The sequence below is a fragment of the Agrobacterium pusense genome (assembly GCF_900102105.1).
Classification (GTDB): domain Bacteria; phylum Pseudomonadota; class Alphaproteobacteria; order Rhizobiales; family Rhizobiaceae; genus Agrobacterium; species Agrobacterium pusense.
Genome location: NZ_FNBB01000002.1, coordinates 402,792 through 429,295, shown reverse-complemented (window position 1 = coordinate 429,295; position 26,504 = coordinate 402,792). Strand labels below are relative to the sequence as shown.

Annotated in this window: 31 protein-coding genes and 1 riboswitch; of the genes, 6 read left to right on the top strand and 25 right to left on the bottom strand. The window is 59.0% G+C overall.

Annotation, left to right across the window (positions count from 1 at the left end; all coding sequences use genetic code 11):
• Positions 1 to 4: 4 nt before the first annotated feature.
• Positions 5 to 154: riboswitch (FMN riboswitch) on the top strand.
• Positions 155 to 274: 120 nt separating this feature from the next.
• A complete protein-coding gene (ribB, locus tag BLU28_RS06710) occupies positions 275 to 916 on the top strand; it encodes a 3,4-dihydroxy-2-butanone-4-phosphate synthase (protein WP_077986229.1) in 642 nt (213 codons plus the stop codon).
• Positions 917 to 994: 78 nt separating this feature from the next.
• Here the strand turns inward: ribB and BLU28_RS06705 are convergent, their stop codons facing one another.
• The 5 genes from BLU28_RS06705 to BLU28_RS06680 all read right to left on the bottom strand — a co-directional run bounded on the left by BLU28_RS06705 (position 995) and on the right by BLU28_RS06680 (position 7,361).
• The gene (locus tag BLU28_RS06705; RefSeq protein ID WP_004442548.1) at positions 995 to 1,756 is read right to left on the bottom strand and encodes an ABC transporter permease; all 762 of its coding nucleotides are present in this window, start codon (positions 1,754 to 1,756) and stop codon (positions 995 to 997) included.
• The gene (locus tag BLU28_RS06700) at positions 1,753 to 2,679 is read right to left on the bottom strand and encodes an ABC transporter ATP-binding protein (RefSeq protein ID WP_077986243.1); all 927 of its coding nucleotides are present in this window, start codon (positions 2,677 to 2,679) and stop codon (positions 1,753 to 1,755) included. Before BLU28_RS06700 ends, BLU28_RS06705 begins: the two co-directional genes overlap by 4 nt.
• Positions 2,680 to 2,784: 105 nt before the next feature.
• Positions 2,785 to 3,606: a sulfite exporter TauE/SafE family protein gene (locus BLU28_RS06695; protein WP_077986230.1), complete on the bottom strand. Its 822-nt coding sequence runs from the start codon at positions 3,604 to 3,606 to the stop codon at positions 2,785 to 2,787.
• 497 nt (positions 3,607 to 4,103) lie between these two features.
• Complete coding sequence (locus tag BLU28_RS06685) at positions 4,104 to 5,372, bottom strand: extensin-like domain-containing protein (RefSeq protein WP_092651253.1); 1,269 nt, start codon at positions 5,370 to 5,372, stop codon at positions 4,104 to 4,106.
• Positions 5,373 to 5,546: 174 nt separating this feature from the next.
• A complete protein-coding gene (locus BLU28_RS06680) occupies positions 5,547 to 7,361 on the bottom strand; it encodes a methyl-accepting chemotaxis protein (protein ID WP_045533818.1) in 1,815 nt (604 codons plus the stop codon).
• A 252-nt stretch (positions 7,362 to 7,613) separates the two neighbouring features.
• Here BLU28_RS06680 and BLU28_RS06675 point away from each other — a divergent pair, with 252 nt between their 5' ends.
• The gene (locus BLU28_RS06675; RefSeq protein ID WP_004442557.1) at positions 7,614 to 7,928 is read left to right on the top strand and encodes a DUF1883 domain-containing protein; all 315 of its coding nucleotides are present in this window, start codon (positions 7,614 to 7,616) and stop codon (positions 7,926 to 7,928) included.
• Between the two features lie 80 nt (positions 7,929 to 8,008).
• Here the strand turns inward: BLU28_RS06675 and BLU28_RS06670 are convergent, their stop codons facing one another.
• A complete protein-coding gene (locus tag BLU28_RS06670; protein ID WP_035211375.1) occupies positions 8,009 to 9,325 on the bottom strand; it encodes a replication-associated recombination protein A in 1,317 nt (438 codons plus the stop codon).
• Positions 9,322 to 10,728 carry a DegQ family serine endoprotease gene (locus tag BLU28_RS06665; protein ID WP_077986231.1) on the bottom strand — a complete coding sequence of 469 codons (1,407 nt, stop codon included), beginning with the start codon at positions 10,726 to 10,728 and terminating at the stop codon, positions 9,322 to 9,324. The genes BLU28_RS06670 and BLU28_RS06665 overlap by 4 nt, the downstream gene beginning before the upstream one ends.
• A 169-nt stretch (positions 10,729 to 10,897) precedes the next feature.
• Here BLU28_RS06665 and BLU28_RS06660 point away from each other — a divergent pair, with 169 nt between their 5' ends.
• Complete coding sequence (locus BLU28_RS06660) at positions 10,898 to 11,248, top strand: lysozyme inhibitor LprI family protein (RefSeq protein ID WP_004442563.1); 351 nt, start codon at positions 10,898 to 10,900, stop codon at positions 11,246 to 11,248.
• 5 nt (positions 11,249 to 11,253) lie between these two features.
• Here BLU28_RS06660 and BLU28_RS06655 read toward each other — a convergent pair whose 3' ends face one another.
• Together BLU28_RS06655 and ilvD are read right to left on the bottom strand one after the other, a co-directional pair.
• A complete protein-coding gene (locus BLU28_RS06655; protein WP_077986232.1) occupies positions 11,254 to 12,255 on the bottom strand; it encodes a serine hydrolase domain-containing protein in 1,002 nt (333 codons plus the stop codon).
• Between the two features lie 452 nt (positions 12,256 to 12,707).
• Complete coding sequence (gene ilvD, locus BLU28_RS06650; RefSeq protein ID WP_006697627.1) at positions 12,708 to 14,543, bottom strand: dihydroxy-acid dehydratase; 1,836 nt, start codon at positions 14,541 to 14,543, stop codon at positions 12,708 to 12,710.
• A gap of 312 nt (positions 14,544 to 14,855) precedes the next feature.
• Here ilvD and msrP point away from each other — a divergent pair, with 312 nt between their 5' ends.
• The 3 genes from msrP to BLU28_RS25900 are packed head-to-tail and all read left to right on the top strand — an operon-like array spanning position 14,856 to position 16,782.
• Entirely contained in the window at positions 14,856 to 15,797 is a 942-nt protein-coding gene (gene msrP / locus BLU28_RS06645) for a protein-methionine-sulfoxide reductase catalytic subunit MsrP (protein ID WP_060942383.1), read from the top strand.
• A gap of 2 nt (positions 15,798 to 15,799) precedes the next feature.
• Positions 15,800 to 16,465 (top strand): protein-methionine-sulfoxide reductase heme-binding subunit MsrQ, encoded by a 666-nt coding sequence (gene msrQ / locus BLU28_RS06640; RefSeq protein WP_077986233.1) that lies wholly within the window; start codon positions 15,800 to 15,802, stop codon positions 16,463 to 16,465.
• The gene (locus BLU28_RS25900; protein WP_135855888.1) at positions 16,462 to 16,782 is read left to right on the top strand and encodes a hypothetical protein; all 321 of its coding nucleotides are present in this window, start codon (positions 16,462 to 16,464) and stop codon (positions 16,780 to 16,782) included. The genes msrQ and BLU28_RS25900 overlap by 4 nt, the downstream gene beginning before the upstream one ends.
• Before the next feature lie 82 nt (positions 16,783 to 16,864).
• Here BLU28_RS25900 and rplQ read toward each other — a convergent pair whose 3' ends face one another.
• The 16 genes from rplQ to rplN form a co-directional block, all read right to left on the bottom strand.
• Positions 16,865 to 17,290 carry a 50S ribosomal protein L17 gene (gene rplQ, locus BLU28_RS06635; RefSeq protein WP_003521014.1) on the bottom strand — a complete coding sequence of 142 codons (426 nt, stop codon included), beginning with the start codon at positions 17,288 to 17,290 and terminating at the stop codon, positions 16,865 to 16,867.
• Positions 17,291 to 17,408: 118 nt separating this feature from the next.
• Positions 17,409 to 18,419: a DNA-directed RNA polymerase subunit alpha gene (locus tag BLU28_RS06630; RefSeq protein ID WP_003495228.1), complete on the bottom strand. Its 1,011-nt coding sequence runs from the start codon at positions 18,417 to 18,419 to the stop codon at positions 17,409 to 17,411.
• A 195-nt stretch (positions 18,420 to 18,614) separates the two neighbouring features.
• Positions 18,615 to 19,004, bottom strand: a complete 390-nt coding sequence (rpsK, locus tag BLU28_RS06625) for a 30S ribosomal protein S11 (protein ID WP_003495225.1) — start codon at positions 19,002 to 19,004, stop codon at positions 18,615 to 18,617.
• Positions 19,005 to 19,142: 138 nt separating this feature from the next.
• Positions 19,143 to 19,511, bottom strand: a complete 369-nt coding sequence (gene rpsM / locus BLU28_RS06620; RefSeq protein ID WP_003516122.1) for a 30S ribosomal protein S13 — start codon at positions 19,509 to 19,511, stop codon at positions 19,143 to 19,145.
• 299 nt (positions 19,512 to 19,810) lie between these two features.
• Complete coding sequence (locus BLU28_RS06615; RefSeq protein WP_003507790.1) at positions 19,811 to 20,401, bottom strand: adenylate kinase; 591 nt, start codon at positions 20,399 to 20,401, stop codon at positions 19,811 to 19,813.
• Positions 20,398 to 21,738 (bottom strand): preprotein translocase subunit SecY, encoded by a 1,341-nt coding sequence (gene secY / locus BLU28_RS06610; protein ID WP_004442582.1) that lies wholly within the window; start codon positions 21,736 to 21,738, stop codon positions 20,398 to 20,400. Before secY ends, BLU28_RS06615 begins: the two co-directional genes overlap by 4 nt.
• A 328-nt stretch (positions 21,739 to 22,066) precedes the next feature.
• Positions 22,067 to 22,546: a 50S ribosomal protein L15 gene (gene rplO / locus BLU28_RS06605; RefSeq protein ID WP_003521009.1), complete on the bottom strand. Its 480-nt coding sequence runs from the start codon at positions 22,544 to 22,546 to the stop codon at positions 22,067 to 22,069.
• 16 nt (positions 22,547 to 22,562) lie between these two features.
• Positions 22,563 to 22,769: a 50S ribosomal protein L30 gene (gene rpmD, locus BLU28_RS06600; RefSeq protein ID WP_003495212.1), complete on the bottom strand. Its 207-nt coding sequence runs from the start codon at positions 22,767 to 22,769 to the stop codon at positions 22,563 to 22,565.
• 11 nt (positions 22,770 to 22,780) lie between these two features.
• Complete coding sequence (gene rpsE, locus BLU28_RS06595) at positions 22,781 to 23,350, bottom strand: 30S ribosomal protein S5 (RefSeq protein WP_004442585.1); 570 nt, start codon at positions 23,348 to 23,350, stop codon at positions 22,781 to 22,783.
• Positions 23,351 to 23,469: 119 nt separating this feature from the next.
• Entirely contained in the window at positions 23,470 to 23,832 is a 363-nt protein-coding gene (rplR, locus tag BLU28_RS06590) for a 50S ribosomal protein L18 (protein WP_003507787.1), read from the bottom strand.
• Positions 23,833 to 23,844: 12 nt separating this feature from the next.
• Positions 23,845 to 24,378, bottom strand: coding sequence for a 50S ribosomal protein L6 (gene rplF, locus BLU28_RS06585; protein WP_003495204.1), 534 nt, complete (start codon positions 24,376 to 24,378; stop codon positions 23,845 to 23,847).
• Positions 24,379 to 24,421: 43 nt separating this feature from the next.
• The gene (rpsH, locus tag BLU28_RS06580; protein WP_004442588.1) at positions 24,422 to 24,820 is read right to left on the bottom strand and encodes a 30S ribosomal protein S8; all 399 of its coding nucleotides are present in this window, start codon (positions 24,818 to 24,820) and stop codon (positions 24,422 to 24,424) included.
• A gap of 12 nt (positions 24,821 to 24,832) precedes the next feature.
• Positions 24,833 to 25,138 (bottom strand): 30S ribosomal protein S14, encoded by a 306-nt coding sequence (rpsN, locus tag BLU28_RS06575; RefSeq protein WP_004442591.1) that lies wholly within the window; start codon positions 25,136 to 25,138, stop codon positions 24,833 to 24,835.
• A gap of 33 nt (positions 25,139 to 25,171) precedes the next feature.
• Positions 25,172 to 25,726, bottom strand: coding sequence for a 50S ribosomal protein L5 (rplE, locus tag BLU28_RS06570; RefSeq protein ID WP_003495201.1), 555 nt, complete (start codon positions 25,724 to 25,726; stop codon positions 25,172 to 25,174).
• Positions 25,719 to 26,027 (bottom strand): 50S ribosomal protein L24, encoded by a 309-nt coding sequence (rplX, locus tag BLU28_RS06565; RefSeq protein WP_003521006.1) that lies wholly within the window; start codon positions 26,025 to 26,027, stop codon positions 25,719 to 25,721. Before rplX ends, rplE begins: the two co-directional genes overlap by 8 nt.
• Before the next feature lie 12 nt (positions 26,028 to 26,039).
• Positions 26,040 to 26,408 (bottom strand): 50S ribosomal protein L14, encoded by a 369-nt coding sequence (gene rplN, locus BLU28_RS06560; RefSeq protein WP_003495199.1) that lies wholly within the window; start codon positions 26,406 to 26,408, stop codon positions 26,040 to 26,042.
• Between the last annotated feature and the right edge of the window lie 96 nt (positions 26,409 to 26,504).

Below are 26,504 nucleotides of genomic sequence, written 5' to 3'. Positions count from 1 at the left end.
TTGTTGCTGTTCTCAGGGCGGGGCGCAATTCCCCACCGGCGGTATCGGGACTTTCCCGGAGCCCGCGAGCGCTTCCGGTTTCCAAAGCCGGAAGGTCAGCAGATCCGGTGAGAGGCCGGAGCCGACGGTATAGTCCGGATGAAAGAGGACAAGGCATGGGACGCCTGCGCGTTAGCGGGCTTCGTATTGCATTGTTCGCCCAAGGGATATTTGGCGCTTCTCGAAGCGCGAAAATGCCGCAAAACGGCATAACCCTTGAAAGGCTTGAAATAGAATGACAGTTGCCAGAATTGAAGACGCCATTAACGCCATTTCCCGCGGCGAGATGGTGATTGTGGTTGACGACGAAGACCGCGAAAACGAAGGCGATATCATCGCCGCCTCCGACAGCATCACTCCCCAGCAGATCGCCTTCATGATGAACCATGCACGCGGGCTGATCTGCGTGGCCATGCCCGGAGAGCGCCTCGACGCGCTCGACATCCCGCTGATGGTGTCGCGCAATACCGAATCCCTCAAGACGGCCTTCACCGTATCGGTGGATTACATTCCCGGCACCACGACGGGCATTTCCGCCGCCGACCGCGCAAAGACCGTGCGCGCGCTGGTATCGGAAGGCTCGCGCCCCGAAGATTTCGCTCGCCCGGGCCATATCTTCCCGCTGCGCGCCCACCCGCAGGGCGTTCTCGGACGCACGGGCCATACCGAAGCCGCCGTTGATCTCTGCCGTCTCGCCGGGAAATTTCCCTCCGGCACGATATGCGAAATCGCCAATGACGACGGCACCATGGCCCGCCTGCCCCAGCTCGAAGTCTTCGCCGAGCGCCACGGCCTGCTGGTCGTGACGATCAAGGACCTCGTTTCCTATCTCAAGGGTGAGGTTGTCGAGGAAGTGGCGCAGAAGCAGGTCGCCTGACCTGCGCTCGCGTTGTGCTTTGAATACGAGAACGCCCGGCGCAGACCGGGCGTCCAATTTTCAGGAAAGCGTTTCTGATCAGTTGCGCAGCCGATACCCTGTCTTGAACATCCAGCCGACAACGCCGAGGCATAGCGCCAGAAACAGCGTGATCATCGCCAGGCTGATGACGGGATTGACGTCAGCGATCTCGTAGAAACTCCAGCGGAAGCCGCTGATGAGATAAAGCACCGGATTGAAGTGGCTGACCGTCTGCCAGAAGGGCGGCAGCATGTCGATGGAATAGAAGCTGCCGCCGAGGAAGGTCAGCGGCGGCACCACCAGCATGGGAATGAGGTTCAACTGCTCGAAATTCGTTGCCCAGATGCCGATGATGAAGCCGAACAGGCTGAAACTCACAGCCGTCAGCACAAAAAACAGGATCATCATGAACGGATGGGCGATGCTGATATCCACGAAGAACGACGCGGTTATCAGGATGATCGTACCGATCATCAGCCCCTTTGTCGCCGCCGCTCCGACATAGCCGACAAGGATTTCCGTCATCGCCACCGGTGCGGAGAGGATTTCATAGATGGTGCCGGTGAATTTCGGGAAGTAGATGCCGAAGGAGCCGTTGCCGATGCACTGCGTCAGAAGCGTCAGCATGATGAGGCCGGGCGTTATGAAAGCGCCATAGGAAACCCCACCAACCTCCTGAATCCGCGAACCGATCGCTGTGCCGAACACGATAAAATAGAGCGAGGTGGAAATGACCGGAGAGACCACGCTTTGCAGCAGGGTGCGGCGGGTGCGCGCCATTTCGAACAGGTAGATGGACTTGATGGCTTCGAAATTCATTTCTGGCCTCCCACCAGCGAAACGAAGATATCTTCGAGCGAACTCTGCCGCGTGGAAATATCCTTGAAATGGATGTTGGCGGCGAAAAGCGCGCTCAGAACATCGGCAATGCGTCCCTGCTCGCCATTATCCTCGATTTCATAGGTGATGGTGCAGCCATCTTCGGAAAGCGTGAGGCCGAAGGGCGCGAGACTTTCCGGCAAAGTCTCCACCGGCTGGGAAAGCTCAAGAAAAAGCTGCTTGCGGCCGAGTTTCTTCATCAATGCCGTCTTTTCTTCCACCAGCAGCAATTCGCCACCATTGATGACACCCACCCGGTCGGCGATTTCTTCCGCCTCCTCGATGTAATGCGTGGTGAGAATGATGGTGACGCCCTTGGCGCGCAGCTCGGAGACCACATTCCACATGTCGCGGCGCAGGGTCACATCCACGCCCGCCGTCGGCTCATCGAGAAACAGGACCTTCGGCTCGTGCGCCAGCGCCTTGGCAATCAGCACACGCCGCTTCATGCCGCCGGAAAGCTCCCGCAGCATGTTGTCCTTCTTGTTCCAGAGCGACAGGGATTTGAGGATGCGTTCGATCAGCTCCGGATTCTTCTTCTGTCCGTGCAGTCCGCGCGAAAAGCTGACGGTGTTCCAAACCGTCTCGAACTGGTCAGTCGTCAGTTCCTGCGGCACGAGGCCGATGAGGGCGCGGGTCTGGCGAAAATCCTTCACCACATCGTGCCCGCCAACCAGCACCGAACCGTCACCCGGATTGACGAGACCGCAGATGATCGAGATCAGTGTCGTCTTGCCGGCGCCATTGGGACCGAGAAGAGCGAGTATCTCCCCCTCCCGGATATCGAGGCTGACACCTTTGAGCGCCTGGAAGCCATTTGCGTAGGATTTGGTCAGATTCCGTATCGAAACAATGGCATTCATGGCGAATTCTTTCGAAAAACCGAGTAAGATGAACGCCATATAGACCGCAGAGGTTGCAAATGCCAGCCCGGCGGACTGAACACTGCGTTCGGCGGGAGCGGAAAATCAGCCGTAGACGCTATAGAAAAACTGCGCTGCGACGAAAACCAGAAACGCGCCGAAGGCCCGCTCCAGCTGCTTCTTGCTGAGCGCATGCGCCAGCCGTGCACCATAGGGTGCGACGACAAGAGTAATGGGGATCAGGAGCACCACGGCGATCCAGTTGATGAAGCCGGTGGAAAATGGTGGCAGCCCCGCATCGCCCCAGCCGGCCCAGATGTAACCCGCAAGGCCCGGCAGCGAAATCAACACGCCGACACCGGAAGAGGTGGCAACCGCCTGATGAATGCTGCGCCCGTAAAGCGTCATGAAGGTGTTATTCATCACCCCGCCGCCCACGCCCATCAGCCCGGAAAACAGCCCGATGCCGGTGCCCACCAGAAAACGGGCCGGGTTTGGCGGCAGATCGGAACCGAGATGCCAGCTCGCCCGGTTGAAGATCATCCGGAAGGCAAGCGCGAGCGCGATGAAGGCAAAGATCAGGCGCAGCGCCACACTCGAGGCATAGGCTGCAACGATAGAGGCGAGAACGGTGCCAAGCGGCACGGCGACGACCCAGCCTTTCAGAAGCTCGATATCGACGGCGCCCTTCTGGCGATGCGTCAGGAACGAGCGGATGGACGTCGGCACGATAATGGCGAGAGATGTTCCGAGCGAAAGATGCATGCGCACCGCCTCAGGCACATCCAGTAGTCCGAAGACCTGGTAAAAAACCGGCACCAGCACCGCGCCGCCGCCGATACCGAACAGGCCGGCCAGAAGGCCTGCAACCACACCCGCAGCAGCAAGTGCCGCAGCGAAGATCATTATCTCTGAAACTGGGGGCATGAAGGCAGGCTCCCGAAGGCCGTTGTCACAAACATGTGACGCTCATAGCGTATCAGAAAAGGGCGGCAAGCCATGTTGGCCGCAGGTCAGTACGGCGTGACGTCTTTTGCCGCAAATCCGCGCCGGATGGACCGTTCTGTGGGATCGCTTCCCATTTCATGCCCTTGCAAAGACGCCGATATCCCCCCGATAAGGCTGTCTTCTTCAACCGGCCTTCGGGCCGGTCTTTTTTTGTGGGAATGTGGCGGGCGATTATCGAGCTAGCGGCAGCGAAACATCCTCAAGCTTCGTCATTCCGACCATATCCAAAAATCCTGGCCTATGTCATCGGCGGCAGCCCTATGACAAGCCACACTCAGTGTTCGACGTCATCCTCGGCCTTGTGCCAAGGATCTGCCGACGTATCGCCAATAGCGGCGTTGCAGATGCTCGGGACAGGCCCGAGCATGACGGAGGAGACGCTTTCAAACTCAGCCGCCAACCTCCAACGGCGCGACTTAATCGCAATGCCTGTAACCTGACTTGCGGGTACGCAGGTCGAAGTGAAAATGGTTCCAGTGGTTGGGATCACTGCCCGGCCCGAGAACGGTGGAGAAATATTTGCAGCTATCCGATCTGACGGCCTTCAGCAGTGCCTTTTCGCGGAAAGCGAAGAAACTCTTCTTGCGGACATCGATTTCCTTGCCGTTCTTCAGCGTGATGGTGCCGATATCGATGGCGTTGCCCCGCGCATGTTCCGACCACGGATTGCTGGAACGGGAATTCATCTTGCGGCAGGAGTAACCCCCCATCGGCGTTATGCGGCCGACGCCGGAGAGATAGCGGAAACGCGAGGACGGTACGAGTTCGAACTTCACCCATTTCGCAAAGGCAAGCGTAACCTGGCAATTCAGCTTCACCGCCGGACGAACTGCGACGCCGCTGGCGAGACCGCTGAGTTCGATCGGGTAATCGATGCCGCAGGTCGGCCCGTCGGCAATACGGGCGACGTCGCGAAAAGCGACACCCAGACGGCGAAGCTCGGCGCGGCACGCAACCTCCGAAGACGGCATGATGCCGGGCGGCATGGACCGGTCGCTCTGAAGTCCGCCGCGAACGGTCGGATCATTCGGCATGAGCATGGCCACCTCTTCCACCGGCTGGCGGCGGGAGGACGATCCGGGTGGCGGCGGCGGAATGAGCCCGGACTGGCGCCGCGCCGGAGAAACCGCAACCGGATTGTCGGTGCCGATGCCGTCCACCACCGGCTGGGCCGAAGCCCCCTCGGCGATTTCGGCATCCTGCTCCTCCGCCAGTCCCCGCACCGGCTCCACGCCGAGCATGGAATCCATGTTCACGCCGCCTTCGCCCTCGGCAATCTGGCTGCTGGCCATTTGCTGCGGGGGCATCTTCTGGCTTTGCGTCGCCTGCACCGGCAGATTGCCATGACCGCCAGCCGCCATGCGTGCCTGATGCTGTGCGTCGAGGGTGGAATAACCCTGCCCTGCCTGGCGCGTTTGCAGCAGCGGATCCTGCGAAGCATAAGGCTCCGGCATCGGCTGCGATATGGCCGTGGGATAATCGTTGCTCTGTCCGGCCCGCTCAACCTGATGGAAGGCACCTGCCGGCGCGCTGTAGCCCTGTTTCCGCGAGGAACGGATTGCACTCACGCGTGTGGTGCCGTCCACCTCCGCCGGTGGCACGAGGCCCTCCGCCGAACACGACACCATGACCGTGGAAATCATCAGCAACGTCACAAGACGACGCGGAAGGGAAACATACGCCATACGAGAACCTGTACCTTCAGCGGCCGCAATCCGCGGCAATACAGGTCAAATTTTAAAGAAATGAGGTAAACGAAACCTTATTGGTTGCGGGAAATAACGAATGGCTGGTTCTGATAGCCCAAGACAAAGGGCGCAGCCGGAACCGCGCCCTTCATCAGATCGAGACGCCTGAAGTCAGGCTGCCCGCGAAACCTCGCGCTCGGCATCATGTCCAAGTTCGAAGCGCGACAGAAGCGAGCGCAACTGGCGGCTTTCCTCGGCGAGCGTCTGGCTGGCGGCGGTCGTTTCTTCCACCATGGCCGCGTTTTGCTGTGTCATCTGGTCCATGTGATTAACGGAGGTGTTGATCTCCTGGAGGCCGGTGGCCTGCTCCCGCGCCGCAGTGGCGATGGAATTCACGTGACCTTCGACCCGGTTTACGAGCGCCACGATTTCTTCCAGTGCATCGCCCGTGGAGCGGACGAGTGCGACGCCGCCGCCGACCTCCTCCGCCGAGCGATTGATGAGGGTCTTGATCTCCTTGGCGGCATTGGCGGAGCGTTGCGCCAGTTCGCGCACCTCCTGCGCCACCACGGCGAAACCACGTCCGGCCTCGCCGGCCCGCGCCGCTTCCACGCCGGCATTCAGCGCCAGCAGGTTGGTCTGGAAAGCGATCTCGTCGATGACGGAAATGATCTGTCCGATCCGCTTTGACGATTCCTCGATGCGGCCCATGGCATCGACCGCGTTGCGCACGATCTCGCCTGAGCGGCCGGCGCTGCTTTTCGTGTCCTGCACCATCTGCCGCGCCTCATTGGCCCGTTCGGATGCGGTGCGCACCGTGGCGGTGATCTCGTCAAGCGCTGCGGCCGTTTCCTCCAGCGCCGCCGCCTGCTGTTCGGTCCGGCGCGAGAGATTGCCGGTCGCGCCGCTGATATCGGCAGCGCTGTCATTGACGACATGACCGGTCCGGGAAATCGCTTCGATGGCGCTATGGAGCGCACCCACGGCCCGATTGAAGTCCGTGCGTAGCTTTTCGTAGTCGTCGCCGATATCTGTCAGCGACACAGTCAGATCCCCATTGGCAAGCGCCTCGAGCGCCTCCCCCAGACGCTCCATGGCATGGGCCTGCCGCTCGGATGCGGAACGAAGGACCATCTCGTTGCCCCGACGCGCTTCCTCCAGCGCCCGCTGCTGGTCGGCCTCACGCGCCTGCAGGGCGCTGCGCTCATTGACGCTGTCACGCAGCACCAGCAATGTCTTGGCAATCGCGCCGATTTCGTTCCGGCGATCGGCGAAGCGGATTTCGGCCGTGCCGTCGCCATCGGCGATCTGCTTCATGCTCTGCCGGATGAGATCGATCGGCCGAGTGACGCCACGCACGACGGCGGCGGCCACGGCAATGACGACAAGGCCGGACAAGATGCACAGGCCGATGTTGAAATACGCGTCGCTCCAGAACACCGCTTCGAGGTCGTCGACGTAAACGCCCGTACCCACGATCCAGCCCCAGGGTGCGAAACCGGCGACATGGGAGAATTTCTCCACCGGCTCCGGGGCACCCGGTTTCGGCCAGTAATAATCGACAAAACCCTGACCGCCCGCCTTGACCGTATTCACGAACTCAACGAACAGCGCCTTGCCGTTCGGGTCCTTGTTGGCGGTAAGATCGGTTCCGTTCATTTCCGGCTTGATCGGATGCATCACCATTTTGGGGTGCATATCGTTGATCCAGAAATAACCGCTGCCGTTGCCATACCGCATGGCCGCGATTGTGACCTTGGCCTGCTGCTGTGCCGCCTCCCGCGTCAAGCTGCCGCTTTGTTCCAGGCGATAATATTGATCGAGAATAGCGACGGCCGTTTCGTTCATCGCCGCAAGCCCGGCTTTGCGCTCGCGTTCCATCTCGCCAAAGGTTTCGAACAGGCTGAATGTCAGCGCTGCGGTCAGGATTGCCAGAAACAATGCGACGAGCGCATATAGGCGCATAGATATAGTGACGTTTTTCATATTCCCCCCAACGCCGATGAGTGCACTTCGACCAGCCGATGCTAAGGGGAAAAAATTTATTATGATTAAATACGCCCATTATACGTTGGTATTATCTTCACGGGCGTCGAACACGGCCTGAAATACTCACCATCGCCATTGGCCGCCGGCGGGACAGCCAGTAATTCGATGAAAACCGTACGAATTTAAAGGCAGCGTTAACCCTGCCTCCCTATCCTCTTTTGCCACAATACCGGTACTTGGAGGCGCGCGATGGCACGGCCGAATTTCCGCTACACGCATTATGACCTGAAGGAATTGCGGGCGGGCACGATCATTGAAGTATCTCTCTCGGCCATCAACAATGTCCGGTTGATGACGGGCGCGAATTTCCAGCGCTTCACCGAATTGCTCGATTTCAAATATCTTGGCGGCGTCGCGAAAAAGTCGCCAATCCGGATCGCCATCCCCGAAACGATGCACTGGCATCTGGTGATCGATGCCGACGGGCATAACGGCCTGGCGGAATCATCGGTCAAGATGCTGCCGGCGCAGCCGCAGGCCGCGCCTCAGCGCAAGGCATCCTGACTTATTCGAAAAAACAATGCGATAGCGCAGTTTCGCGACTCTTTTTGGCAAGTGCCTGAATCATTTTGTGAAGATGAGGGCTAACGCGATTCCCGCTCGCGACGCAGTTTCGCCCACCAGTCGAGACGTTTGCGGATTTCGCGTTCGAAACCTCTGTCCGGTGGATCGTAAAAGGTGGTCCGCCCCATTTTTTCCGGGAAGTAATCCTGCCCCGAAAAAGCGTCCGGCTCGTCATGATCGTAACGATAGCCGTCACCATATCCCTCGCCCTTCATCAGCTTGGTCGGTGCATTCAGGATGTGTTTGGGCGGAACAAGCGAGCCATTTTCCTTCGCGGCGCGCATCGCGGCCTTGAAGGCCGTATAGACGGCATTCGATTTCGGAGCAGTGGCGAGGTAGACGCAGGCCTGCGCCAGCGCAAGTTCACCCTCCGGTGAACCAAGATAATCATAGGCATCCTTGGCAGCATTGCAGACGGCGAGCGCCTGCGGATCTGCAAGGCCGATATCTTCCACCGCCATGCGCACCAGCCGCCGGCCGATATAGAGCGGATCCTCGCCGGCATCGAACATGCGGGCGAGATAATAAAGTGCGGCATCCGGGTCCGATCCACGCACCGACTTATGCAGCGCGGAAATGAGATTGTAGTGGCCGTCCTGGCTCTTGTCGTAGACGGGCGCACGGCGTTGCACGATGCGCGTGAGCCCTTCCGTGTCGAAGGTTTCATCTTTCCGCGCCGCGCGCCAGACTTCTTCGGCAAGCGTCAACACCGCGCGACCGTCGCCATCGGCCATGCGGATCAGGCTTGCGCGTGCATCCTCCGTCAGTGGCAGGGGCTTCTGCTCCGCCTCCTCCGCGCGCTTCAGAAGCTCGCTGAGACTGTCCTCGTCATGCGATCGAAATGTCAGGACACGGGCCCGCGACAACAGAGCGGCATTCAGTTCGAACGAGGGATTTTCGGTAGTCGCACCCACCAAAATAATGGTGCCGTCCTCCATGACAGGCAGAAAACTGTCCTGTTGCGCACGGTTGAAACGGTGAATTTCGTCGACGAAAAGCAGGGTCTGGCGACCGTTCATGCGCCTTGCACGTGCCGCTTCGAAAACCTTCTTGAGATCGGCGACGCCGGAAAAGATCGCTGATATCTGTTCGAAAGCCAGCCCCGCCTCGCCGGAAAGCAGGCGGGCGACCGTCGTCTTGCCAGTGCCGGGCGGCCCCCAGAAGATCATCGAGCCCAGCGAGCCGCTATCGATCATGCGGCGCAGAACGCCCTCCTCGCCCGTCAGATGCGGCTGCCCGCTTACTTCCGCCAGCGTCTTCGGGCGCAGGCGATCGGCGAGAGGCCGCCGGTTGGCGACCTCCACCGGCACTTGCGGGGCGAAGAGATCGTCGCTCATCGGAGGAACTGCCGGATACGCTGCCCGTCACGCAGGATTTCCACCCGCCAGAAACCAGGATTGTCATCCAGCGCCTTTTCGACAGCGGCCGTGGAGCCGATATCTGCGCCGTTCAATGAAAGGATCACATCTTTCGGCAGAAAACCGACACGATAAGCCGGCGAGCCACGCTTCACATCGGTGATGACGACACCCGTGACCTGCGAGGGCATGCGCAATTCGTCAGCAAGCTTCGGCGAAAGATTGGCAACGGTCGCGCCGGCGAACGGATTGCGGCCTTCGATCAGCCGTTCGTCGCGGGGAGCGGTTTCGGGCGCAATGTCAAGTGCAATCGTCAGCTTCTTTTCCTTGCCCTTGTCCATGACGGTCAGTTCAGCAGATTTGCCTATGCCGGCCGTGGTCAGGCGGTAACCGAGCGCATCGGGATGCTCCACCTCCAATCCGTTGACCGCAGTCACCACCTGGCCCGGCTCTATGCCGGCCTTTTCCGCGGGGCTGCCTTTGACAACGCTGACGACCAGCGCTCCCCGGGCGCGATGCAGGCCAAGCGCCTCCGCGACATCCGAAGTGACGGGATCGAAGGTCGCGCCAATATAGGGCCGCTGGAAGTTCGCATCGCCCCGTTCAGCAGCAGCCACAAAAACCCGGACCAGATTGGCCGGAATAGCGAAACCGATGCCGTTCGAGCCGCCGCCCTTGGAGAAGATGGCAGTGTTGATGCCGATCAGCTCGCCAGCCATATTCATCAGCGCGCCGCCGGAGTTGCCCGGGTTGATGGAGGCGTCGGTCTGGATGAAGAAGCCGAAATCGCCCTGCGTCACCTGGTTGCGGGCAAGGCCCGAGACGATGCCGCTCGTCACCGTCTGACCGACGCCGAAGGGGTTACCGATCGCCAGCACCAGATCGCCGACTTCGATCTTGTCCGAATTGCCGAGCGGCAGCACCGGGAACTGCTCCTTGGCGTCGATCTGCAGCACGGCAAGATCGACCCGGTCATCTTTCATGAGAACCTTGGAGGAAAATTCGCGCCCATCCGCAAGCGCCACCTTGATGTCGTCAGCACCGTCAATGACATGATTGTTGGTCACCACGAGACCGCCGGCTGTGACGATGACGCCTGAACCGAGCGACGACTGCTTTTCCGTGCGGTTCGGCATTTGCTGCCCGAAAAACTGTTCGAAGAAGGGATCACCGGCGAAGGGCGACAACCGCCGCTGCACGATGCGTTCGGCATAGACATACACCACCGCGCCGGCGGTGCGCTTGACCAGCGGCGCGAAGGAAAGCTGCATTTCCGTGTGGCTGGACGGCACGGTCCTGTTGTCCTGCGCCCGGGCACCCGCTGGCAGGAGAATGAGCGCGGCGAGAAAGCCGGTGGACAGATACTTCAACACGCTTCGCATGTGATTCCTCATCGTCATCAGTATGATGGAGTTATAACGTCAAAGCCTGTAAAGCAAAGAGCGGCAAGATGATGACCGTGGGTTTCAGGCACGGCGGCTTCCGCTGATGGAACCAGCAAAGGCGTATTTTGGTTTCATCCGCACCAGCAGTCCTCAACAGAGACAAGCCATGCATTTGAAAAAGCCCCTCCTCGCCTGCGGCATCCTTTTTGCTTCCTCGCTCCTCTCAACGGCCGGTGCTGCAAGTTTCGACTGCACGAAATCCGATCTCGCAGCGGATGAAAAGGCCATCTGCGACAACCGCGCCCTGAACGATCAGGACGTGAAGATGGCCACCACCTTCGATATCCTAACCCAGCTGATGGCCATGGGTGCCCGCGACACGTTGCGCGACGAGCAGAGCCAGTGGCTGAAGAAGCGCCAGGAATGTGCAGCCGACGTTGCCTGCCTTACCGGCGCCTATGAGGAGCGCATGAAACGTCTCGGAGAGGCGTTTCAGAGCATCAACCGGCCGCTCTGACCCGATCACACCGCGCGGATGACGTTCTCCATGAGGCCATGCAACTGGTCGCGATAACCGGTTCGGGCCGATGGCGCGTCTTCACGGGAGGTCATCACGACAGACAGTCGTTTTGCCGGCGCGATGTACAGCATCTGCCCGCCATAACCCCAGGCATAATAGACCGTCTCGCCCGCCATCTCCCTGATGAACCAGCAATAACCGTAACCGTCGCCGTTGAAGACGGAATTGGTGCGCTGTCGCCATGATTGCTCGATCCATCCCTGTGAAATCAACCGCTCACCACCGGGTGTCACGCCGCCCCTGCGGTAAAGCTCACCGAAGGCCAGCAGCGACCGCGCGGTCATCGCCATCTGGTTGCCGCCGAGATAGATGCCCTGCGGATCGCGCTCCCAGCCGCCGATGGAAAACCCTTCCAGGGGCCGAAACCAGTCTCGGGCGAGAGAAAGCGTCGAACGGCCGGATGCCTTCGTCAATATCGCCGACAGCAGATGTGTCGACGCCGTGGAATAAAGCATGCCGCCGCCGGGCTCTCCTGCGAAACCCGACTCCAAGGCCATCCGCACCCAGTTGCGGCTGGCGACCCAACGGCCGTAATTCGGCCCGGACATGCGCTCCAGACCGGATTGCATTGACAGGAGGTTACCAACGGTGATCCGCTCCAGCCGGGGATCAGGATTTTGCGGAAATTCACCGCGCAGAATGGTCGCGATCGGCTGGTCCGCACCTTGGAGAATCTTGCGGTCGATCGCCATGCCGACCAACGCGGAGATGATCGATTTTGAGGCCGATTTGATATTGGTGGAGCCGTTCAAACCGGCACCATGATAGGCGCGGCTAGCGATCTCCTCGCCATCGATGCTGACGATGACGGTCTTGAGACTGGAAAACGCATCCGCCTCCCGCAGGAACGGATCGAAACGGACGTTGTTCCCGGCGCTCTGGGCACGGGCAAGTGAGGCGAAGGGTAGCGACGCAATGAGGGCGAGTGCGGTTCGTCTTTTCATAGTGATGAAGTTAGGCATCGCTGCTTTCTGGAAAAGGGTCGCTGGACGAACATCACTCCAATGTGACTGCCACGCCAGAAAAAATCTGCAGTCAGCTCCGCATTTACGGTGGAAAAACAAAACGTTGAAGGGATAACAGGAATCATCCCGAGAAGTAATTGAATCTGTTTGTGAGCCGAATTCACTCCAAATTCAGACAGCAAAAAGCCGCTCAGAGAGCGGCTCAATTTAAAATGGAGGTGGATAGCTTTCTCCTCCATCATGCCGGACTTTATCCGGTAGCCGGCACGGCGCGTCTGCGCCGCGCGAAGAGTCTCTTGCGATCGAGGACTTGATCGCGCCGGACCCCGGATCGGTTCCGGGGTGACGAAGCGTGCTTGTATTGCTCTTCGAGCACTCCGGGAAGAAAGCGACGCATCAGGCTTAACCTTCCAACCCACTCTGCGACAGGATTACTCCGGCAATATCCGCACAGCGCCCTTGTCTGCGCTCGACGCAAAGGCCGCATAGGCCTTCAGCGCCGTCGTGACATTGCGCTTGCGCGGTGCTTCCGGCTTCCAACCCTTCTCTTCCTGCTCGGCCCGGCGCGAGGCCAGTTCCGCGTCGGAAACCTTCAGGTTGATCGTGCGGTTCGGAATGTCGATCTCGATCAGGTCACCCTGACGCACGAGGCCGATGGCGCCGCCCTGTGCCGCTTCCGGCGAGGCGTGGCCGATGGAAAGGCCTGACGTGCCACCAGAGAAGCGACCGTCGGTGATCAGCGCGCAGGCTTTGCCGAGGCCCTTGGATTTCAGGTAGCTGGTCGGATAGAGCATTTCCTGCATGCCCGGGCCGCCCTTAGGACCTTCATAACGGATGACGACGACGTCGCCCGCCTTGACCTCGTTGCCGAGAATGCCCTTAACCGCCGCGTCCTGGCTTTCGTAAACGACCGCCGGGCCGTTGAATTTCAGAATGGACTCATCAACACCTGCCGTCTTCACGATACAGCCGTCGAGCGCGATGTTGCCGTAAAGCACGGCAAGACCACCATCCTTGGAGAATGGTTTCTCGACCGAGCGAATGACGCCATTGTCGCTGTCGGTATCCAGATCGTCCCAGCGCGAGGACTGGCTGAAGGCAACCTGCGTCGGCACGCCGCCGGGGGCCGCCTTGAAGAATTCACGCACCGTCTCGCTGTTGGTGCGGGTGATGTCCCAACGGTCGATGGCGTCACCCAGCGTCGCTTCATGCACCGTATAGGTATCGCGGTTGATCAGACCGCCGCGCTCCAACTCGCCAAGAATGCGCATGATGCCACCCGCGCGGTGAACGTCTTCCATGTGAACGTCCTGCTTGGCGGGCGCGACTTTCGAAAGGCACGGAACCTTGCGGGAAAGACGGTCGATGTCTTCCATGGTGAAATCCACCCCGCCCTCGTGCGCGGCAGCGAGGATATGCAGCACCGTGTTGGTGGAGCCGCCCATGGCGATATCCAGCGACATGGCGTTTTCAAACGCCGCCTTGTTGGCGATGGTCCGCGGCAGAACGGTTTCGTCTTCCTGCTCGTAATAACGGCGGGCCAGATCGACGATCAGATGACCGGCCTCGACGAACAGTCGCTTGCGATCCGAATGGGTGGCAAGCGTCGAGCCGTTACCGGGCAGAGACAAGCCGAGCGCCTCGGTCAGACAGTTCATCGAATTGGCGGTGAACATGCCGGAACAGGAACCGCAGGTCGGGCAGGCAGATCGCTCGATAACCTTGACGTCCTCGTCAGAAATCTTGTCATCGGCGGCAGCCACCATGGCGTCGACCAGATCGAGCGCGACGGTTTTGCCATGCAGGACAACCTTGCCCGCTTCCATCGGACCACCGGACACGAAGACGGCGGGGATGTTGAGGCGCATGGCAGCATTCAACATTCCGGGGGTGATCTTGTCGCAGTTGGAAATGCACACCATGGCATCGGCGCAATGGGCATTGACCATATATTCGACCGAGTCAGCAATGATCTCGCGCGAGGGCAGCGAATAAAGCATGCCGTCATGGCCCATGGCGATGCCGTCATCGACCGCGATGGTGTTGAATTCCTTGGCAACACCGCCGGCCGCCTCGATTTCACGGGCAACCAGCTGGCCGAGATCCTTGAGGTGGACGTGGCCGGGCACAAACTGCGTGAAGGAATTGACGACAGCGATGATCGGCTTGCCGAAATCGCTGTCCTTCATGCCGGTGGCGCGCCAAAGGCCGCGCGCGCCCGCCATGTTGCGGCCGTGGGTTGTCGTTCTTGAGCGATAGGCTGGCATGGTGTTTTCCTCAATCTCGGGGCGAAGCGCGCCTGCCCGCAACGCGGTGGAAGCTGCCTCTGCCCTATTTTGCGGTGTTTCTAACGCAAACCGCAAGCGCTGTCACTGTCACCTTAGGGCAAAACAGTACGGTTCGGTACGGTACGCCTTTCCCTTAACGCGGGCGAGCGGACGACGGCCTATCACAAATGCGCGATTTCCGTCTGCCCGGCGCTGTTTTTCCGCAGCAGACTGAAACATATCTGTGCAGCGGCCGTATTGGCTATCATAATCGATTTATCGCCGATGCACCCGGCTTTTGTGGAGGTTCCAATGCCCGCCTATCGTCCGCCCCATATTTCGGCAAGCGAAATCACGCCGAAAAACATCTACCTTTCCAGACGCGGCTTCCTCGGCACAGCGGCGGGCCTTGCGGCAATAGGGCTTGCGGGCCGTGAGGCGGTTGCCGCTCCGCTCGCGGCGAAACCCGGCGCTTACAAGCTGGATGAAAAACTCACGCCGCTTGATGCCGTCACCAGCTACAACAACTTCTACGAATTCGGCGTCGGCAAATCCGACCCCAAGGAAAATTCCGGCAAATTCAAACCCACCCCCTGGACCGTGAAAATGGATGGCCTCGTTTCCAAGCCACAGGAATTCGGCATCGAAGAGCTGATGAAATATCAGCTTGAGGAACGCACCTACCGCATGCGCTGCGTCGAAGGCTGGTCGATGGTCATTCCATGGATCGGCTTCCCACTTGCAAGCCTGCTCGGCAAGGTCGAACCGCTGGGCAGCGCGAAATATGTTTCCTTCGAGACCGTGGTGCGGCCAGAGGAAATGCCCGGACAGAGCGGCCTGTTCCAGCCCCTGTCATGGCCCTATGTCGAAGGTTTGCGCCTCGATGAAGCCCGCCATCCCCTGACCATCCTTGCCGTCGGCCTTTATGGCGAGACGTTGCCGAACCAGAACGGCGCACCGATCCGGCTTGTCGTGCCGTGGAAGTACGGCTTCAAGGGCATCAAATCCATCGTCCGCATTTCGCTTGTCGAGAAACAACCGGAAACGACCTGGAAAAATTCCAACGCCCGCGAATACGGCTTCTATTCCAACGTCAATCCACATGTGGACCATCCCCGCTGGAGCCAGGCGACGGAGCAGCGCATCGGCGAAGGCGGCTTCTTTGGCACCCAGAACCGCCCTACCCTGATGTTCAATGGCTACGATGAAGTAGCGAGCCTCTACGCCGGCATGGACCTGAAGGCGAATTATTGACCATGGCTTTCGCCTTCACCTTACCCTCTCTGCCGAAGCGTTACCAACCGGCGGCCATCTGGTCGCTGTATGTCATCGGCCTTGCTCCCGGCGTCTGGTATTTCTACCTCGCCGCAACCGGAGGCCTCGGCTTCAACCCGGTCAAGGATTTCGAACACTTCCTCGGCATCTGGGCGCTTCGCTTCCTCTGTCTAGGCCTGCTGGTGACGCCGCTACGCGATCTCTTCAACATCAACCTCATCGCCTATCGTCGGGCGCTGGGTCTGATTGCCTTTTATTACGTATTGGCGCACTTTACCGTCTATCTGGTGCTGGACCGTGGCCTCGTCTTCAGTTCCATCGCCGGTGATATCCTGAAACGGCCCTATATCATGTTCGGCATGGCGGGGCTCGTCATGCTCCTGCCCCTGGCGCTCACTTCCAACCGCTGGTCGATCCGCAAACTCGGGAGCCGCTGGAACACGCTGCATAAACTCGTCTATCTCGTGCTCATCGTCGGCGTCCTGCATTTCGTGCTGGCACGAAAGTCGATCACGCTGGAGCCGGTGTTCTATATCAGCACGATGGTGGTGCTGTTGGGCTATCGGCTGGTGCGGCCATCGATCATGGCGCGGAAGCGGGGAAAACGCGCCGTTGGCAATGCACAGCAACGCCCGTCAAAAACATGAAACCGACGGACCGAAACCCGAAAACCTCGCAACGCCCTAAAATTGCCGGCTCCAGTCAAGCGGCTGTTTCAGAGATTTTCAGCATCATGGCAATTGGGATGGCTCTCGCCCCCACTGATATTGCCCGGACGATGAACAGCGCTCATCGGCACGCACTATCAAAGCTTCTCGAACACATTGAGAATGGCGAGATCAATGAAGAAGACCTGCAAAAGCTTTGGCTGGCCCATCATGCTTCGGACCGTGTCGCCCTGATGGCGCCACTCGCCGATCTTATTCGTCAAATCAGCCAATATTCGCCCGGTCGAGAGCCTTAAACACAGAAAACAACGCAAACAAAAAAGCCGGGCGATCACTCGCCCGGCTTTTTAACTCATGACGCCTGAACGGCGTCAAACCTTATGCAGCTTCGGCAGCAGCAGCTTCAGCGGCAACGCGAGCCTTGTCGGCTGCGCCCTTGGCGTCAACGTCGCGCTCGACGAATTCGATGACAGCGAGAGCGGCATTGTCGCCCTGGCGGAAGCCTGCCTTCATGATACGCAGGTAGCCGCCGTTGCGGTTTGCGTAACGTGCTGCGATCGCGTCGAACAGCTTGCGAACGGCGTCCTGATCCTTGATCTGCGAAATCGCCTGACGACGAGCGTGCAGGTCGCCGCGCTTGCCGAGAGTGACGAGCTTCTCAACGATCGGGCGAATTTCCTTCGCCTTCGGAAGGGTGGTGACGATCTGCTCATGGGTGATGAGCGAAGCAGCCATGTTGGCAAACATTGCCTTGCGGTGGCTGGCGGTTCTATTGAGCTTGCGGCCTGAATTACCGTGGCGCATTGCTATTCTCCTTCTACGCAGGTTCCTTCTTTAAGGCCTGCCGTTTCCTGGCACATGCAGGTGACTTACCTGCTGTTTGACGGGGAAAGGCAGTCTTTGAGGTCTGCCTTCTTGTTTGTTAGTACTGGTCTTCGTAACGCTTTGCGAGATCTTCGATGTTCTCAGGCGGCCATGCCGGCACTTCCATGCCGAGGTGCAGACCCATGGAAGCGAGAACTTCCTTGATTTCGTTCAGCGACTTGCGACCAAAGTTCGGCGTGCGGAGCATTTCGGCTTCGGTCTTCTGGATCAGGTCGCCGATGTAAACGATGTTGTCGTTCTTCAGGCAGTTTGCCGAACGAACCGACAGCTCGAGCTCGTCGACCTTCTTGAGAAGCGCCGGGTTGAACGCGAGTTCCGTAACCGATTCTTCTTCTGCTTCCTTCTGCGGCTCGTCGAAGTTGACGAAGACGCCCAGCTGGTCCTGAAGAATGCGAGCGGCGAAGGCAACGGCGTCTTCGCCGGAAACCGAACCGTTGGTCTCGATCGTCATGATCAGCTTGTCATAGTCGAGAACCTGGCCTTCACGGGTGTTTTCAACCTTGTAGGACACTTTCTTGACCGGAGAATAGAGGCTGTCCACCGGAATGAGGCCAATCGGGGCATCTTCCGCGCGGTTGCGCTCAGCCGGTACGTAACCCTTGCCGTTGTTGACGGTGAATTCCATGCGGATTTCAGCGCCATCGTCGAGCGTGCAGATCACGTGGTCGGGGTTCAGGATCTCGATGTCACCAACCGTCTGGATGTCACCAGCGGTCACGGCACCCGGGCCCTGCTTGCGCACGACCATGCGCTTGGAATCGTCGCCATCCATCTTGATGGCGATTTCCTTGATGTTGAGCACGATATCCGTCACATCTTCCCGAACGCCGGGGATGGAGGAGAATTCGTGCAGGACACCGTCGATCTGCACGGCCGTAACAGCGGCACCGCGCAGAGAAGACAACAGAACGCGACGCAGCGCGTTGCCGAGGGTAAGACCGAAACCACGCTCCAGCGGCTCGGCAACGAGCGTTGCCTTGGTGCGGCTGGACGAGGTGAACTCGACCTTGTTCGGCTTGATAAGTTCCTGCCAGTTCTTCTGAATCATCTTTAAACCTTCCGTTCGCCGCCACCATCCAATCGTGACGGACCGAGCATGAAAACACCGAGAGGAACCAAATTCAGCGGTTCATCGGTGGGTTCTTGAGCGCAAGTCCGCCGATCGAAATCGACGCGCACACGCCAGATACACGAAAATTCCGCCAGACCTGAGGTAAGGCGGAATTTCCGAACCACGGTCGCGTCAGACGCGGCGCTTCTTGCGCGGACGGCAACCGTTGTGCGGGATCGGCGTCACGTCGCGAATGGAAGTGATCATGAAACCGGCAGCCTGCAGGGCGCGAAGTGCCGATTCACGGCCGGAACCCGGACCGCAAACTTCAACTTCAAGCGACTTCATGCCGTGTTCCTGAGCCTTCTTCGCGCAATCTTCAGCAGCGATCTGGGCAGCGAACGGGGTCGACTTACGCGAACCCTTGAAGCCCTTGGCACCAGCGGACGACCAGGCAATAGCATTGCCCTGCGCGTCGGTGATGGTGATCATCGTGTTGTTGAAGGTCGAATTGACGTGCGCGACGCCAGACGTGATATTTTTGCGTTCGCGACGACGGACGCGTGCGGCTTCCTTGGCCATTTTATACCTTTCATTGATCTCTTCACCGCCGTAACACCAGCGGCTACACCGGCAATCAGCCCGTAACCGAGCTTTTCGCCAAACTCAGAAAGGCTGGCGCGGACTGCACCAGCCTCCCCTTTCCGGAGAACCGGAAAATTACTTCTTCTTACCAGCGATAGCCTTCGCCGGACCCTTGCGGGTGCGGGCGTTGGTGTGCGTGCGCTGACCGCGGACCGGAAGGCCACGACGGTGACGCAGGCCGCGATAGCAACCGAGGTCCATCAGACGCTTGATGTTCATCGACGTTTCGCGACGCAGGTCGCCTTCGACCTGGTAGTCGCGGTCGATGGCTTCGCGGATCTGAAGAACTTCAGCATCCGTCAGCTGATGAACGCGCTTGTCAGCCGGAAGACCGACCTTGTCCATGATTTCCTGCGCGAATTTCGGACCAATCCCGTGAATGTAGGTCAGCGCAATAACAACGCGCTTCGCAGTCGGGATGTTGACGCCAGCGATACGTGCCACGTCTTTTCTCCTTGGTTCCAGTTGCCATCCGGCAAGTGGTGATTCCATTCGAGCGGCCGACAAGACCGCCAGTTCAAATTGATGTCCGTGACAAGTCAAAACGACCGAACCCGGATCTCCCTTCCCTAAGGGAAATCCGCGCCAGTCGCTTGGGATGTCGCGAGTTGGCGCGGTGTTTAACGGAATCAGCGCAAAAAAGCAACCGGCTCCGCCAAGATTCTTTTGCGATCCAAGGGATCAGCCGCCTTTCGAAAAGGAAGATGGGCAAGAACGCAGTCCTCGCCCATTCATTCCTTCGATCAGGCAGAGGCTTTCTCGAGAACGCGCTCGATGGCCTCGGTGACGGCATCGACATCTGCCATGCCATCCAGCGTCACCAGTTCGCCCTGTTCGCTGTAATAAGCGGACAGCGGCGCAGTCTTTTCGCGATATTCCGTCAGGCGCTTGCGGAAAGCTTCCGGATTATCGTCAGAGCGAACAGTACCGCCGGCGGCAATGGTTTCAGCCACGCGATTTTCGATTCGGCGAATCAGAGCCTCTTCGTCCACCTTGAGTTCGATGACGGCGTCGAGCACCAGGTTCTTCTTGCGCATGTTGTCGGCAAGCGCCTTCGCCTGCGGAACGGTGCGCGGATAACCGTCGAGAATGAAGCCCTTGGCACAGTCAGGAGCTTCGATACGTTCGGAAACGATCTGATTGACGATATCGTCGGATACCAGCCCGCCGGCGTCCATGACGGCCTTGGCGCGCTTGCCGATTTCGGTGCCCGCGCTGACCGCAGCGCGCAGCATGTCACCGGTTGAAAGCTGGGGGATCCCGTACTTGTCAGTAAGCCGCTTGGCCTGGGTTCCCTTGCCCGCACCCGGCGGACCCAAAAATATCAGTCTCATCGTCCCCTCTTTCCTCCACGCAACTTCGACTTCTTGATCAGACCTTCATACTGCTGGGCGATCAGGTGACCCTGAATCTGCGCAACCGTATCCAGAGTTACACTGACAACGATCAAAAGCGAAGTACCACCAAGGGCTAATGGAATGCCCGTACGTGCGATAAGTGTCTCAGGAAGGATACAGACGAAGACCAGATAAATCGCGCCGACCACAGTGATGCGGGTCAGAACGTAATCAATGTACTCCGCAGTGCGCTCGCCCGGACGGATGCCCGGAATGAAGCCGCCATGCTTCTTGAGATTGTCAGCCGTATCCTTCGGATTGAATACGATCGCCGTGTAGAAGAAGGCGAAGAAAGCAATCAGCAGGCCATAAAGCGCCATGAACAGCGGCTGGCCATGCTGCAGCGAGGCGATGATCGAGGTCGCCCAGGTCGGCAGGTTGGTGTTACCCGCAAAGCCTGCAGCCGTTGCCGGCAGAAGCAGCAGCGACGATGCGAAGATCGCAGGAATGACGCCGGCCGTGTTAAGCTTCAGCGGCAGGTGCGAGGTATCGCCTTGGAACATGCGGTTCCCGACCTGTCGCTTCGGATATTGGATCAACAGACGGCGCTGCGCACGCTCCACGAAGACGATGAGGGCAATGACGCCGATTGCAACGACGACGACCGTCAGGATGAGCGGGGTCGAAAGCGCACCGGTGCGGCCGAGTTCCAGCGTGCCGGCCAGGGCCTTGGGCAGACCGGCGGCAATGCCCGCGAAGATGATCAGCGAAATACCGTTGCCGATACCGCGCGAGGTGATCTGTTCGCCGAGCCACATCAGGAACATCGTGCCGCCAAGCAGCGTGATGACGGTGGAAATGCGGAAGAACCAGCCCGGATCAACGACAAGGCCGTTACCGCTTTCGAGGCCGACCGCAATGCCATAGGCCTGCAGCGTGCCGAGCAGCACCGTGCCGTAACGGGTGTACTGGTTGATGATCTTGCGGCCGGCTTCGCCTTCCTTCTTCAACGCTTCGAGCGAAGGCACGACCGAGGTCATAAGCTGCACGATGATCGAAGCGGAGATGTAAGGCATGATGCCGAGGGCGAAAATCGCCATGCGCTCGACAGCCCCACCCGCAAACATGTTGAAAAGACCGAGAATACCGTTGGCCTGGCCACGGAAGGCCTGCGCATAGGCTTCAGGGTTCAGGCCCGGAAGCGGAATATGGGTGCCGAGACGATAGACGAGAAGTGCGGCAAGAGTAAACCAGAGACGCTTTTTCAGATCCTCCGCCTTAGCGAAGGTCGAAAAATTCAGGTTCGAAGCCAGTTGTTCCGCTGCTGAAGCCATAAATTTCTCCGAATGACCCTTGCCAGCCAGCGCAACCGGCCGATGCGGAAAGGTCTAAAAGATACTGGTCAAAACCGGGCTTCGGACAAACGCGGCTCTGCGCCGCCATCATGCCTCACCCTGTTTTTTATGTCCTATCCCCTCCCCTATGGAAGTTCAAGAACTGTGAGGCTCTCCCTGCAGCACTTTCTGCCGCAAGCGGGGCCGAGGAAGCACACCGCGAAGAGATTTCCCTGATGCTCTATAAATCGATTTAGATCGAAAGCAACAGTGGCCAGGGAGCGCAAACGCCCGGAGCGACAAGCCCCGGGCGCCTGAAGTCTATATATTACTCGGCGGCTTCTGCTGCAACTGCGAGAAGCTTGATCGAGCCGCCAGCCTTTTCGATCTTTTCGATTGCGGGCTTGGAAGCACCGGCAACTTCGAAAGCGACCTTAGCCTTCAGCTCGCCGTCGGCGAGAATACGAACGCCGTCCTTGGCGCGGCGGATAACGCCGGCAGCCTTGAGAGCAGCAGCATCGATCGTTGCGGAAGCGTCAAGCTTCTTGGCGTCGATGGCGGTCTGAATGCGGCCGAGCGATACGACAACATATTCGGAAGCGAAGATGTTGTTGAAACCGCGCTTCGGCAGACGACGGTAGATGGGCATCTGACCGCCTTCGAAGCCGTTGATGGCGACGCCCGAACGAGCCTTCTGACCCTTCACACCGCGACCACCGGTCTTGCCCTTGCCGGAACCGATACCGCGACCTACGCGGATACGATCCTTGGAGGCGCCTTCGTTGTCTCTGATTTCATTGAGTTTCATGATAGGTTACTCCGTCTCACTTCTCGTCAACGACGCGAACGAGATGCTGGACCGCACGGATCATGCCGCGAACCGCCGGAGTGTCTTCCAGGGTACGCTGACGATGCATCTTGTTGAGACCCAGACCCACCAGCGTCTGACGCTGGATTGCCGGGCGGCGAATAGGGCTGCCGATCTGTTCGACCGTAACAGTCTTCTTGGCTTCAGTAGTTTTCTTGGCCATGATCCAGCTCCTTATTCTTCAGAAGCGTTGCCGGAAGCGGCACGACGAGCCTGAAGGGTCGCATACTTCAGACCGCGCTGTGCAGCGATGTCCTTCGGATGAACCTGATGCTTCAGAGCGTCGAACGTCGCGCGAACCATGTTGTACGGGTTCGAAGAACCGGTCGACTTTGCAACAACGTCATGAACGCCGAGCGTTTCGAAAACGGCGCGCATCGGACCACCGGCGATGATACCGGTACCGGCCTTGGCCGAACGCAGCAGAACCTTGCCTGCGCCGTGACGGCCATTGACGTCGTGATGCAGCGTGCGGCCATCGCGCAGCGGAACGAAGATCAGATCGCGCTTTGCGCTTTCAGTTGCCTTGCGGATCGCTTCCGGAACTTCACGAGCCTTGCCGTGACCGAAACCAACGCGGCCCTTCTGGTCGCCAACGACGACGAGAGCGGCGAAACCGAAACGACGGCCACCCTTAACAACCTTTGCAACGCGGTTGATCGCGACCAGCTTGTCGACGAATTCGCTATCGCGCTCTTCGCGGTTCTGACGCTCTTCGCGGGAACCTCTTTTATCCTGTGCCATTGTCCTTGTCCTTTTTCTTTTACGGGTGGAACGGCAAACGAAAAGACCAGCGGCCCCGAAGACGAGATCCGCATGGTCCGGTGAAATTCCGCCCGGATCGATGTCCGGGCGGAAAAAAATCAGAAGTTCAGGCCGCTTTCGCGGGCTGCATCTGCCAGAGCCTTGATACGGCCGTGATAGATGAACGCGCCACGGTCGAATACAACATCCTTGACGCCAGCCTTGACGCCGCGCTCGGCAACCAGCTTGCCGACAACAGCTGCTGCTGCAACGTCGGCGCCAGTCTTGAGCGAGCCGCGCAGATCGGCTTCGAGCGTGGAGGCAGACGCAAGCGTCTTGCCAGCAACGTCATCGATGATCTGGGCGTAGATGTTCTTCGACGAGCGATGAACCGACAGGCGCGGGCGGCCGTTGGCAACCGCCTTGATCTGGCGGCGCACACGGCTCGCGCGACGTGCAAGTGCTTCTTTCCTGCTAGCCATTTCGCGTGATCCTTACTTCTTCTTGCCTTCTTTGCGTACAATACGCTCTTCAGCGTACTTTACGCCCTTGCCCTTGTAGGGCTCGGGACCGCGGTATTCGCGGATTTCCGCGGCAACCTGGCCAACCTGCTGCTTGTTGATGCCGGAAACGATGATTTCCGTCGGCTTCGGAACGGCAATGGTGATGCCGACCGGAGGCTCGTACACAACGTCGTGGCTGAAACCGAGAGCCAGCTGCAGGTTCTTGCCCTGCATGGCGGCACGGTAACCAACGCCGTTGATTTCGAGCTTGCGCTCATAGCCGTCCTTAACACCCTTGAAGATGTTCTCGATCATCGTGCGGGACATGCCCCACTTCGAACGAGCTTCCTTGGTGCCGTTAGCCGGCGTTACGGAAACGCCGTTATCTTCGAGCTTCAGCTGAATGTCGTCGTTAGCGACGAAAAACAGTTCACCCTTCGGGCCCTTAGCAGTAACCTTCTGGCCGTCGACATTGGCCGTCACACCTGCGGGAACCGGAACGGGCTTTTTACCGATACGAGACATTATTCAATCCTGTCTGTTCGTTATGGAGATCCTTGCTCGAGTCTTAGAAGACCGAGCAAAGAACCTCGCCACCAACGTTCTGTTCGCGAGCCTGGTGATCGGCCATCACGCCCTTCGGGGTCGAAAGGATGGTGATGCCGAGGCCGTTCGCGACCTGCGGAATGGACTTTACCGAGACATAAACCCGGCGGCCCGGCTTGGAAACGCGGCCGATCTCACGGATCACGGACGCGCCTTCGTAGTACTTCAGCTCGATGGTGAATTCGGACTTGCCGTTTTCGAAATCGACCTTGGAATAACCGCGAATGTAGCCTTCAGACTGCAGCACGTCGAGAACGCGTGCGCGGAGGCTGGAAGCAGGCGTGCTTACCGAAGACTTACGGCGAGCAGCACCATTGCGGATGCGGGTGAGCATATCACCCAAAGGATCAGTCATGGTCATGTGCCCGTCTCCTTACCAGCTCGACTTGACAATGCCCGGCACCTTGCCGGAATTGCCCAGCTCACGAAGCGCGATACGCGACATCTTGAGCTTGCGATAGAACGCGCGCGGACGGCCCGTTACTTCGCAGCGGTTGCGGATACGCGTCTTCGAGCCGTCACGCGGCAGCGAAGCGAGCTTCAGGGTGGCCTTGAACCGCTCTTCGATCGGAAGGGACTGGTTCATCACGATCGCCTTGAGGGCCGCGCGCTTGCTGGCCTGCTGGGCGACCGACTTGCGGCGGCGCTTGTTCTTTTCAACTGCGCTTGTTTTCGCCATATCGGAGTTCCTTTTCTACGCTCGTCGTTACGGTTAGTGACGGAACGGGAAGTTGAACTCTGTAAGCAGAGCCCGAGCTTCGTCGTCCGACGTCGCCGTCGTGCAAACGATGATGTCCATGCCCCACATCTGATCAACCTTATCGTAGTTGATCTCAGGGAACACAATGTGTTCCTTGATGCCCATGGCGAAGTTGCCACGGCCGTCAAAGCTCTTCGGGTTCAGGCCCCGGAAGTCGCGAACGCGCGGCAGCGCGATGTTGACCAGACGATCAAGGAATTCGTACATGCGGGCGCCACGAAGGGTAACCTTCGCACCGATCGGCATGCCTTCGCGAACCTTGAAACCAGCGATCGAGTTGCGAGCGCGGGTAACGACCGGCTTCTGGCCGGCAATCGCAGCCAGGTCACCGGCAGCGATCGTGGGCTTCTTGGAGTCGGCAGTCGCTTCGCCAACGCCCATGTTGATCACGATCTTTTCAAGCTTCGGGATCATCATGACGTTTGCGTAGGAGAACTTCTCCTGCATGGCGCCACGGATACGGGAAACGTATTCCGTCTTGAGACGCGGCTCGTACTTATCAGCCATCGATCACTTCTCCCGAACGCTTGGCCACGCGGACCTTCTTGCCATCCACAACCGAGAAGCCAACGCGGGTCGGCTTGCCATCCTTGTCGACGATGGCGATGTTGGAGATGTGCAAGGATGCTTCCTTGTTGATGATGCCGGCTTCCTGGGCCTGGGTCTGGCGCTGGTGACGCTTCACCATGTTTACGCCACGCACAACGGCCCGGTCTTCCTTCGGCAAAACCTGGATTACTTCGCCGGTACGGCCCTTGTCCTTACCGGTCAATACGACAACCTTGTCGCCTTTACGAATTTTCTGCATCGCATACGCTCCTTACAGTACTTCCGGAGCCAGCGAGATGATCTTCATGTGGTTCTTGGCGCGAAGTTCGCGCGGAACCGGTCCGAAGATACGGGTGCCGATGGGCTCTTTCTTGTTGTCGATAAGAACGGCTGCGTTGTTATCGAAACGGATGACGCTGCCGTCAGCGCGGCGGATGTCCTTGGCGGTGCGCACGACAACCGCCTTCATCACGTCGCCCTTCTTGACGCGGCCGCGCGGAATAGCTTCCTTGATGGAAACGACAATAATGTCGCCAACAGAAGCATATTTGCGCTTCGAGCCGCCCAGCACCTTGATGCACATGACACGACGTGCGCCGGAATTATCCGCCACGTCGAGGTTTGTTTGCATCTGAATCATGTCAGGTCGCCTTCTTGTTGTTACCGGAACGGTTGGGCAAACTCTCCCGAGCGAGCCCCCTGCTCCAGCTTATGAATATCTCTTTTTTTGCGCGGA